Annotated in this window: 12 protein-coding genes and 2 pseudogenes; 7 read left to right on the top strand and 7 right to left on the bottom strand. The window is 39.0% G+C overall.

The window, feature by feature from the left end:
- The 3 genes from V7K32_RS20355 to fabG form a co-directional block, all read right to left on the bottom strand.
- Nucleotides 1-474: pentapeptide repeat-containing protein (locus tag V7K32_RS20355; protein ID WP_334995604.1), on the bottom strand; the 474-nt coding region annotated here is incomplete at its 3' end.
- Nucleotides 471-1,112 carry a hypothetical protein gene (locus V7K32_RS20350; RefSeq protein WP_334995603.1) on the bottom strand — a complete coding sequence of 214 codons (642 nt, stop codon included), beginning with the start codon at nt 1,110-1,112 and terminating at the stop codon, nt 471-473. The genes V7K32_RS20355 and V7K32_RS20350, both read right to left, overlap by 4 nt.
- Nucleotides 1,113-2,069: 957 nt before the next feature.
- Nucleotides 2,070-2,816, bottom strand: a complete 747-nt coding sequence (gene fabG / locus V7K32_RS20345) for a 3-oxoacyl-[acyl-carrier-protein] reductase (RefSeq protein WP_334995602.1) — start codon at nt 2,814-2,816, stop codon at nt 2,070-2,072.
- 314 nt (nt 2,817-3,130) lie between these two features.
- Here fabG and trxA point away from each other — a divergent pair, with 314 nt between their 5' ends.
- Nucleotides 3,131-3,448, top strand: a complete 318-nt coding sequence (gene trxA / locus V7K32_RS20340) for a thioredoxin (RefSeq protein ID WP_334995601.1) — start codon at nt 3,131-3,133, stop codon at nt 3,446-3,448.
- A 217-nt stretch (nt 3,449-3,665) separates the two neighbouring features.
- Nucleotides 3,666-3,830, top strand: a complete 165-nt coding sequence (locus V7K32_RS20335) for a hypothetical protein (RefSeq protein ID WP_334995600.1) — start codon at nt 3,666-3,668, stop codon at nt 3,828-3,830.
- Between the two features lie 400 nt (nt 3,831-4,230).
- Here V7K32_RS20335 and V7K32_RS20330 read toward each other — a convergent pair whose 3' ends face one another.
- A complete protein-coding gene (locus V7K32_RS20330) occupies nt 4,231-6,147 on the bottom strand; it encodes an iron uptake porin (RefSeq protein WP_334995608.1) in 1,917 nt (638 codons plus the stop codon).
- Between the two features lie 272 nt (nt 6,148-6,419).
- Here V7K32_RS20330 and V7K32_RS20325 point away from each other — a divergent pair, with 272 nt between their 5' ends.
- Entirely contained in the window at nt 6,420-6,608 is a 189-nt protein-coding gene (locus V7K32_RS20325) for a hypothetical protein (protein ID WP_334995599.1), read from the top strand.
- A gap of 315 nt (nt 6,609-6,923) precedes the next feature.
- Here V7K32_RS20325 and V7K32_RS20320 read toward each other — a convergent pair.
- The 3 genes and pseudogenes from V7K32_RS20320 to V7K32_RS20310 form a co-directional block, all read right to left on the bottom strand.
- Nucleotides 6,924-7,112: pseudogene (locus V7K32_RS20320) on the bottom strand (ferritin-like domain-containing protein); the annotation flags it as partial.
- A 165-nt stretch (nt 7,113-7,277) separates the two neighbouring features.
- On the bottom strand, nt 7,278-7,598 hold the full coding sequence (locus V7K32_RS20315; protein WP_334995598.1) for a hypothetical protein: 321 nt from the start codon (nt 7,596-7,598) through the stop codon (nt 7,278-7,280).
- A gap of 89 nt (nt 7,599-7,687) precedes the next feature.
- Nucleotides 7,688-8,368 (bottom strand): Uma2 family endonuclease, encoded by a 681-nt coding sequence (locus tag V7K32_RS20310; RefSeq protein ID WP_334995597.1) that lies wholly within the window; start codon nt 8,366-8,368, stop codon nt 7,688-7,690.
- Nucleotides 8,369-8,462: 94 nt separating this feature from the next.
- Between V7K32_RS20310 and V7K32_RS20305 the strand changes: the two genes are divergently transcribed.
- From V7K32_RS20305 to V7K32_RS28855, 4 genes and pseudogenes are all read left to right on the top strand, one after another.
- Complete coding sequence (locus V7K32_RS20305; protein ID WP_334995596.1) at nt 8,463-8,726, top strand: CopG family transcriptional regulator; 264 nt, start codon at nt 8,463-8,465, stop codon at nt 8,724-8,726.
- Nucleotides 8,713-9,135 (top strand): type II toxin-antitoxin system VapC family toxin, encoded by a 423-nt coding sequence (locus tag V7K32_RS20300; protein ID WP_334995595.1) that lies wholly within the window; start codon nt 8,713-8,715, stop codon nt 9,133-9,135. Before V7K32_RS20305 ends, V7K32_RS20300 begins: the two co-directional genes overlap by 14 nt.
- A gap of 120 nt (nt 9,136-9,255) precedes the next feature.
- Nucleotides 9,256-9,495 (top strand): hypothetical protein, encoded by a 240-nt coding sequence (locus V7K32_RS28860; RefSeq protein WP_442938775.1) that lies wholly within the window; start codon nt 9,256-9,258, stop codon nt 9,493-9,495.
- A 63-nt stretch (nt 9,496-9,558) separates the two neighbouring features.
- Nucleotides 9,559-9,861 (top strand): annotated as a pseudogene (locus tag V7K32_RS28855) (NB-ARC domain-containing protein); the annotation flags it as partial.
- Between the last annotated feature and the right edge of the window lie 313 nt (nt 9,862-10,174).

The raw sequence follows: 10,174 nt of genomic DNA, 5'->3' as shown, positions 1-10,174 counted from the left end.
AGCTTTTGTAAGATCAGCACCACTCAGGTTAGCATTAGTGAGGTTAGATCCTGTCAGGTTAGCTTTTGTAAGATCAGCACCACTCAGGTTAGCATTAGTGAGGTTAGATCCTGTCAGGTTAGCTTTTGTAAGATCAGCACCACTCAGGTTAGCATCAGTGAGGTTAGCTGTTATAAGATCAGCACCACTCAGGTTAGCATTAGTGAGGTTAGCTCCTGTCAGGTTAACATTGCTCAAATTTGCAAACATTAAATCAACATGACTAAGATTAGCATTTGTCAAGTTTCCACCACTAAAGTTTGCGGATTTTAAATTATCTCCACTAAGATCCTCACCACTTAAGTCTGTACCTATATAATCCTCAGCTAAATTAAGTCCAGCTAGCTTCGCCAATTCCGAAAGCTTTGCATCTGGCTGATTATCGATTACTTTAAAAAATTCAGCAACTTTTTCAGCAGATATTGGCTGATTCATATATTAATGACTACTCTACTTACATACTTTTTTAGTTTATCTTGATCTTTAAGATAGTTCAATAAAAGTGCAGTTTTACTTTCTTTTTGTTTTTTATTTTTGCTACCATTTGACTCTAGAAGTTCTATGTAATTTCTATTAATACTGATTTTAAATAATGCTTCTAACTCCAAAACATTAGTTGTTTCTATCAATCCTATAAATTGCTCTTTCAGTTCTCCATGTAAAACGCTTGATTCTGTTACATTATCCTCAATTTTTGTGTAGTTACTTAATGTAAACTCCCATTCAGGAGCTTCGGGCAAACCTCTATGTATCCCTCTCCAATTGTATTTTTTATTATCGAAAGAATAACGTTTACTTGGATTCATCATTCCATTTGTTAATCTAAAGTGTAAATGACCTCTTTTAATACCAAATATTATATTTTCAGTTTTTCCAAAACGTGATACAACTTGTACTTCATTTGTCGTAAATGTAATACTCAACTTAACACAAAAATTTTGTAATAAGTTAAAGTTTTGATAAAGCTGTACCTCCAAAGTAACTAAATTATCAATATATTCACGAAAATTGGTTTTTGATGCAATTGTTGACGCACAATTTTGGCTCATCAGCTGAACGTCTTCTAATTCCAATGAGCCTTCTGAGGGTGGTGCTGCCTTCCTATTAAATACAATAATTTGTTTTTAAGGTTTTCCAGTCTGTTATTATTCCCTGCCCAGTCTAATATCTTGCCTCGCCTCTGAAAAATGGTAAGAGTATCTGGAGGGCGATGCTCCTGTGGCATATCTATAAGAGTCATGATGTGTTGAATCTGATCCTGTGGGTTTAGTTGATCAAATAAATCAAGGATTTCTATATCTATTGGCTCATTTGTAGTTAGATTAGCGTTAAAAATCATTTTGCAACGCCGAGCTTGGAACTTTTCATCATGCTTCCCTAATACAGTTTCTTCAGGGTCATATTTTTGCTTTAGCTCAGCTGCATAGAACTGTTTCTTTAGGTCGATAACCGCTATTACAAGTGGTATCTATACAAAGCTACAAGTGTACAGAACAGGATTCCAGATTGATATTAGCAATATTAGTAAATTTATGATAGTAGTTAAGCAGAAGAAAATATATACTGTTTAGCCAAATGTTTACTTTCTTCTAACTCAGCATTGATCCCAGCGTTTAGGAATGATTATTGATTTTTGAAAAAATAGAAATATACGTTTACAGTTTTTTTACTCTGACAGCATTTTAGCCCACCTTCGGCAGGTGCGATCGTAAATGCTGTATTTTTGAAAATGATGTAAATGCTTGATTTTGTTTTGTAAGGATGACAGCTTTACCATTAAATATCAGGGTAGAGGATATTGACCAGTGCGGCATAGTAGAAGGTATATGTGATGAGATGGGACTAGTAACCCAAGTTGCTAGTTATCAAAAAGCGCCTTTTCTTAAGTACAAAATTTATTTTTTTTGTATTTAACAGTACTTAAAACCTGGCTTTTGGTATCTTGATGATAGCGTTTATGCGTAACGCACCCTAGTAAAATTGCTGTAGAGAGGCGATTAATCGCCTCTCTACTTCTAACTCAGCACTATTTAGGCCATGACCATGCCACCATCGACGTTAAATACTTGTCCGGTAATGTAGGTGGCGGCGGGGTCGGCGGCGAGGAAACGCACCATTCCGGCGACTTCTTCGGGCTGACCGAAGCGACCGAGTGGGATGTATTTGAGAATTTCTTCGGGGTTGTTGAGATCGCTGGTCATGTCGGTGGCGATGAATCCAGGGGCAACGGCGTTAACGGTGATCCCACGAGTTGCTAGTTCTTTGGCAACGCTTTTGGTGAAGCCGATTACACCTGCTTTGGCGGCGCTGTAGTTTGATTGACCTGGGTTGCCCATTTGCCCGGCGACGGAGCTAATGTTGATAATCCGCCCCGATCGCTGCTTCAACATAATTTTACTGACGGCGCGTGTACAGAAGAAAACACCAGTTAAGTTAAGGTCTATGACAGCTTGCCAATCTTCAGGCTTCAAACGCAAAAGCAGTGTGTCGCGGGTAATACCTGCGTTGTTAACCAAGATATCCACACGCTTAAATTTTTCCATGACGGTGTTAATCAGTGCGTCTACTTGATCGCCTTTAGATACATCTGCTTGGATAGCGATCGCTTGACCTCCCGCTTCTATAATTTCTGTAACAACTGCCTCAGCAGCTGCACTAGAATTGGCATAATTGACCACTGCGATCGCTCCTTGTCTAGCTAATTCAATTGCGATCGCTCGTCCAATTCCTCGTGATGCACCTGTGACAATTGCAACTTTATCTTGTAATAGTGTCATTTAATCTTCCTCAATCTTAGAAATACCGCGCTAATTATCTTATGGTGATTTAGGGGACATCTGAATATTGTCTGAATATGGAATCACGCTTTTCGAGTTGAGAGCGAGTTTTTTCAGAAATCAAATTATATTTCTATACACACAAACAAGAATAATATACGAATTTTATTATAATTATTTAAGATTTTTTGCTGGCAAATCATTCTATCTTGATTAATTTAATCCTTTCTCAACAAAAACCCATGAACCTATACCGCTTTTATTTTCAAAGAATTACTATTAAAACAAACAATTGAAAATCGGTGTGTATCATAATGGCAACTAAAAAGCAATTTAATAGCTTTGAAGAGATGCTGTCTGCTTCTGATGTACCTGTATTAGTAGATTTTTACGCTGACTGGTGTGGCCCATGCCAAATGATGGTGCCAATTTTAGAGCAAGTCAATGCCCAACTTAAGGATCGCCTACGGATTGTCAAAATCGACACGGAAAAATACACAGATTTAGCCAGTCAGTATAAAATTTCCGCTCTACCAACCTTAGTACTATTTAAGCAGGGTGAGCCTGTGGATCGGATAGAGGGAGTGATGCAAGCACCGCAGTTGGTGCAATATCTACAAACAAAGGTTTAAGCTAACACTTGAAATTTGGATTTTAGCTCCCAGAGGCGCGGAATATCGCGTCTTTTTTAGTCGGATAGCACAGCTAGCTGTTGCCCTATAAATCACCGTGTAAAATATTAAGTAAATATTAAGCATTTCTATTTGTATGTCTAGAGAAAGTAGTTTATAAATTGAGATGGCTATATTGTATAGATATAACAAAGTATCTTGACAACTAAAGCAATTTATGAATAGTAAGCAGGAAAGACCTGACAAATCTTATATTTGGGTAAATATTGATTTTGATAAAGTTCAAAATAGAATAAATGCCGTGACTTATCAGATTGAGCGGGTTATACAAAAGCACCAACTTTCAAATCAAACTGCTAAATCAGGCAAAAGAAATAATTAAGTTATTTGTAGAGCGATGTATATGATGAGGTACACCTATACAGTTTATTTTTGGTCTAGCGTAGGCGTATCCCAAGGTAGGCATCGTACCAGTTCTGAATAGCAGATTTTAGGCAAAGCAACTATATCTCAGTTTTGTAAATGTACCCTAAATCGACCACCTTAGTCCCCCCGATACTTTGAGGGGAAACAATATTTATGCTCCCTCTCCTTAGTAAGGAGAGGGTTGGGGTGAGGTTTAAAGAGCTTTCTACGAAAGTAAGATGCTCCCCAATACTGCTCGGTTTAAGGATTTTTCGATAGTGTTTTAGACCTGTAGAGACGCAAAATTTCGCGTCTCTACACAAGGTTTTTAGTCTTATCCGAGCAGTATTGAGATGCTCCCTCAAAATCCCAATTTCTTAAAAGGTAAAAGTAGTCCGAAGTACACCTACAGTTGTAGTGTCATTGTTGCTGTTACCTTCTGGGTTAAAGAGAATAAACGCACCAGGGGTAATGCTGATATTATCGCTAACTTGAAAGCGGTAATAGCCTTCTAAATGGTAAGGAGTTGCCCGATTCTCGCCTGTGGGGGTAAGTTGAGCAGAACCACCAGTATCACTACGGAAAAGCGGCTGACCAAAAATAATTCCCGCTGTGTTCCCTGACTTGAATACATCTCTGAAGTGAATTCCCGCCATCCAACTTGTAAAGGTGGTGGAAGCATTCACGCTATTTGAAGCAGCATCAACAAATAGTGCTGCACCGTAGCCAGATAAGGCTATCTTGGGAGACAATCGCCATGTTAGCGTACCCCCAACAGAGTTGAGTGTGAGTGGTGTTCCAGCTCCAACCCCTGCTAAAGCACCGATATCACTACTAACTAATCCTGTACCCAAAATATTGATTTCGTGATAACTGTGGGCATAGTTTAAACCAATATCCAGAGCAGAACTTGGCTTGAAGGTTAACTGTGTGGCAATAATACTACTACCACTAAATAAACCTGCTCCCAAAGGTGTAGTAGAAACTCCTGGTACTGCCTCACTAGCAGATTTTTGGGGTAAATTGGCATTTACACTGCCGTATAAAGCTCTTAAATCCAAATTTGGCGAAATGTTAAAAATAAATCCCGCCGCTGATGCTAAACCAGTACCCGAAGTCCCACCAGAAACCCTTAGCACAGGATTCAAACCGGCAAAACGAGAAATTGATTCTTGTCCTTCACCATAAAAAGGTGTGATTGCTGGGAAAGCATCTGATGTTTCCGCCGCAGTTCCCGCAAACAAGGTTAATTTATTAGCGACGGGAAAGATATACAGCAATTTGTAAAGCTGAACACTGTTTGCGCCAACACCCGACAAAGTATTGACATTTAACCCCGGAAATTGTGGCTCAAAACTGGTACGGGCGCTACTTGCACTTAAAAGCGGCGCAGCTAATCCTAAACTTTGTTGCAGGCTACCCTGTCCATCGGCTCCACCCAAAAAGTTATAAGCTTGCAATCCAGTAATTAATAAATCTTTACCAGTAAAGCTAGTGGTGAGATTTAACCGTACTCTATTGACTAGGATGATGTTCGAGTCGCTGTTATTAGGAGCGCCGCCGCTAGCACCAATACCTGCAATAATTACCTCTCCATTAAGTTTGGTAGTTGTAGAAAACTGATTTGCTTCTAGTTCTGCTGTGCGAGCTTCTACAGCATCTACTCGACCCCGCAATGTTGCCAATTCTGCCCCAAATTCTTCTTGTAGTTTCTGCAATGTGGCTAAATCTTCTTTTTTGACCAAATCAGCAGTTGCGGTTGCAATCAGTTCGTTGATTCGCTCTAAACAAGCATTTAAGCCAGCAGCAAATTCATAGCGAGTCATCGCCCGATTACCGCGATAGGTTCGATTGGGATAACCTGCGATACAACCATAGCGCTCGACTAAAGATTGGAGTGCCTGAAAAGCCCAATCGGTCGGCTGTACATCAGACAATTGGGATACGGATGTTACTTGTGCAAGTTTGTATGAGGATGGAGATGAAGTTGCAGATTGTGGTATTATTGGCTGCCAAAAGTTAACGGCAGAATCTACTTCATCTGGAATTTTTTGCTGTTGATTGACTGAGGGTAATTTTTTTTGGCTCTCATTAGCTATCAGCAATTTACTGGAGATATTTTTTGCTAAATTGCTTTGATGAGAATAATTATTTTCATAGCTGCCATTATCTTGATTAACAACTACCTTTTTATCTGCAATTTCTAAACTAGGAAGGGCTTGCACAGGTGATAAACCGGCAATTAAACATAAAAATCCCATCCCACTAGCAGAAGCTAGTAGATATTTTGTCATCATAACTCCCAACACCTATAAAATAGTGAAAAAATTAATTGCGATTTTAAAATTGATTGATAAGTAAATTTAAAGTAGATTTAGCAAGAGAATCTTGTTAACTTTAAATTTTTATTTCAGGATTTTTTCTGAGTTGACTTACCAGAACATCAGCTTGTATCGCAAGTATTAAATTATAGTAAATACTATTTTGGGAAAGAATTAACAACAAAGGATATTGGGAGTTCTTATAATTACTATTGGCAAAATAATAATTATATCAGTCTGATTTTGTGATAACGAATATAGGTATTGAGCCGCGAATCTCGGCTCAATACCTATCGAAGAATAATTTACTCAAAAAAAATCAAGAGACTGCGATCGCTAAAATCAAGAAGAAAACGGTGCAAATAATTTCTCTTGCCGTTGTAGGCCACTGTAGACATTACAGCACTCTATTATATCACATTTTAGCCAAATAAACAATATCTTACAGTAAGTAATATTTTTAACAAAACATTTGTAACTACCCTTGCAGTTTATTTACTCACCGCCTGCTATTCTGATAGTTACTTCGGTCTGTCATAGCAGATAGATTATCCTCAATAATGTTTTATTTATTAGCGCTCATATACCATCGTGGTAATGTGGGTGCTTTTACTTTATCGCTCATAGCAAAAATCTGGTTTAATTTTGAGGCGATGTCTGGTGTCTGGTACACTAAGCTGACACTGAAGCTTTAACTTGACCAAAACGGCGATCGCGTCTTTGGTAGCTCAACAAAGCCTGATGAAATTGGGTTTCCAAGGACGCGGTTGAGGATTGGCAAACTGTATCGGTAAATCTTGCAAGCGATTGTGTAGTTTTTCGACTGCAATATATCTGTCTATGAGGGAACGAATGCGATGTTGTGTTTGCAGGTAGTTAGGACTGGGATAGCTTTGACCTGCTAAGTCTTCTGTGAGTGGCTTGAGAGTATTAAGAATTTTTTTCTACTTGATTTTTTATGTCTATACCCAATAGCCTAAGCGATCGCACTTTGTTTTGTCAGTCGGCTGAAGTCGGCAGTTTTATGTGATAGGGTTGCAAAAGTTGGGGAAAAAGTAGTACTAAAATCTACCAGTCTTATTCAAGCTTATGAATTACTTGTTTTAACTTGGAAAATTACCTTCTGAGTGTTGTCGAGCAATTTCTTTTAAATAGCTTATCAACGGTGCCCAAGCACCTCCATCTGGGACAAGAGTATCGAATAGCTCAGAACCCTGCTTCAGTTCTACAATATATGACCACTTTAATAACTGCCTGGGTTTGCCTTTCTTTTTTCTTGTGATAATTTCTTCATAGGCTAGGCTTGCCCAGTACCTCATCCCACTCTCAGCAATAAGTATTTGATACTTTTTATTCCCCAGGCAAAAAATTTCTTCATACACGGCATTTTCAATCAACCTTAAAATAACAAATGTGACTGGCAAAATAACAATTTAGGTTATCGACATACAGCAGATTGCGGGTTTATTTTTATTATTTTAAAGAATAAAAAAATTACGAATTACCTCACTGCTCAACTCTCTGGCAATTCCCCAAATTGTTGACGATAACGCTCTAGTTGTTTTTGCACTAACTCCAGTTGTTCTTCTGACGTTTGATAGCGCTTTCCTTGTCGGTCGTACCAATACAAAACCTGACGCTGGATATTACCAGATATGTATTGCGATCGCCCGATTCCCAAACCAATTTCTGGCATCCAAAAGGGTTCGCCAATTTGCAATTGATAGCTACCATCTACTAAGCGATAAACTTCAAAAGGTTGGTGACGGTCTCTTTGCCAATACTCTGGATTATAGATAATGTAGTACAGTACCGCTAACTTGGCATAAGTATTTAATTTCTTATCGTATTCTCCACCCGGAGTTAAGGAGACAATTTCTAAAGCCAAGATAGGCACTATGTTATTTTCTTCCCAAACAACATAGCTTTTACGAGATTTATCTGCCTTGCGGCGTTCTACACCTAAGCTCAAAAATCCATCTGGTACAATTGGCACAAGTGGACTAACCCCTGTGGTATGGTAAACCCCCATATCCACACTAAAAAACCAGTCATTACGGTTTGCCCAAATATATTGCAGCAAAAAGAGAAGCAGGTTAGGAATAAAGTTCTGATCTTCGTTATCCACAGGGGTATCGTCCGAACAAGGAAGTTCAGCACTGCTAGGCAATTGACGCTGGTCTGATTTCACCATAAGTAATGATGGTGCTAATGTTACCTAATGATTTTTATTCTAGACGATTCGACGCGGGCGATATACTCTAGATAAACGTTCCAAGTTAGTGGCGATGAAGAATTTTGATATTCAGCTAGATGAAGAATATGCTCAAAAGCTTGCCTATATTCAACAGGAAGCTGACCAAGATACAGTAGAGGCAATTAAGTCTTCGATTGAACTACGCTATCAACAACTTCAGCAACAAAAAACAGATCCGTTAGCGAAACTCAAGCAAAGTAAATTTATCGGCTGTTTCAAAGGAGAAGCTGACTTGGCTGCTAATTCCGAAGCCATTGTGCGATCGCTAATGCAAGAAAACTATGATCGTAGTTGATACTGGCTTTTTCGTGGCACTTGGGAACCAAAACGATCAATACCATCAATTAGCAGTACAAGTTCTAAATACTCTCAATGAACCACTAGTTACTACTTATCCTGTCATTACCGAAACTTGTTACCTTCTTGCCAGAGGAGGTGGTAATAATGCTCAATGTAGTTTTTTGAGAGACGTTGCACAGGAAGCATTTGAGGTATTCGACTTACGAAGTCGCCATGTTGTACGCATGGTTGAACTTATGGAAAAATATGCAGATTTACCAATGGATATGGCAGATGCTTCTTTGGTTGTTCTAGCAGAACATCTGGGACATGGACGAATTTTGACGCTCGATCGACGAGACTTCAACACTTACCGTTGGAATAACAGTAATCCCTTCAAGAACTTGCTGCTGAATTTTGAATAAAGTTTGCAAAAGTCGGGAAAAAAGTCGGATTTACAGAATCTTATCCGAAAACTCTAGCAATATAACTGTAGAGTAATTTATAGTTGTCCCTAAAATCTGAACTACCCTTGTCGTTACACAATGGACGCTGAAGCAGCATTAGCATGGTTAGATGCCATAATTCCCCCTCAGACTGGGGAACAGTTGAGGGATTTGCAAAAAGTGATTCTTGTGCAAGTTTGGTTGGGTAGAAAATACTTGGATATCGCTCATTCTTACGGTTGTACGGAAGGACACGCCAAGGATGCTGGTTCTCAGTTATGGGACTTCCAGGAAATAAATTATCCAATCTTGTGGGGTGGGCAACTTGCCCGCCTTTGACTATGGGCGGGCGAGACGCCCACCCCACAATAAATAGTTGTATATTTTTTTATTTGGAAGTCCCTATGGAAGCTGCTTTCTAAAGTATTGCGAGAAAAGATTACCAAAAGTAATTGTCGCGCTACTTTGGAACGAGTTCTGAGAAAAACTACTGCGATATCCAGTTTGATTGATTACTCGCGATCGCCACATCCCACCCCAAAATTAGAGGATACCAATTTTATTGGACGAACAGAAGCGATCGCTCATCTGAATACTTTGGTAAATCAGGGATAGAAAGTGATTGTTATTCAAGGTGAGGGAGGCTTAGGCAAAACCACTCTAGCGCAGCAATATCTGCATCAGGGGTTTGAGTTGGTTTTAGAATCAAGTCCTCAGCTAAACTAGAGACTAAATAGGTCGGCGTAAATCATTATCATTGGAATAAGGCAGTTCTTGCAAAGGGCAGGAAGTAGGGGGAAAAAGAGTTTAAGCCTTGTTTACTTTTCTTCACATAATTTGCTTTTATTGTGCCGACTTACTTACACTGTGGCGCAAGTTTGCCTACCTTTAAGAAGGGGCAAAATCCCCTTGTTAGTCTGGTTAATTGAGATGATACCTGGATTTACGCCGTGCTTTAGTAGTTGCTATGTATTTCGCTCTCGAAGGAAATCTGGTTAAATGGTAAAGATAATTTGTC

It is taken from the genome of Nostoc sp., assembly GCF_036917635.1.
Lineage (GTDB): Bacteria > Cyanobacteriota > Cyanobacteriia > Cyanobacteriales > Nostocaceae > Nostoc.
This window is presented reverse-complemented; position numbering and strand designations above follow the sequence as displayed.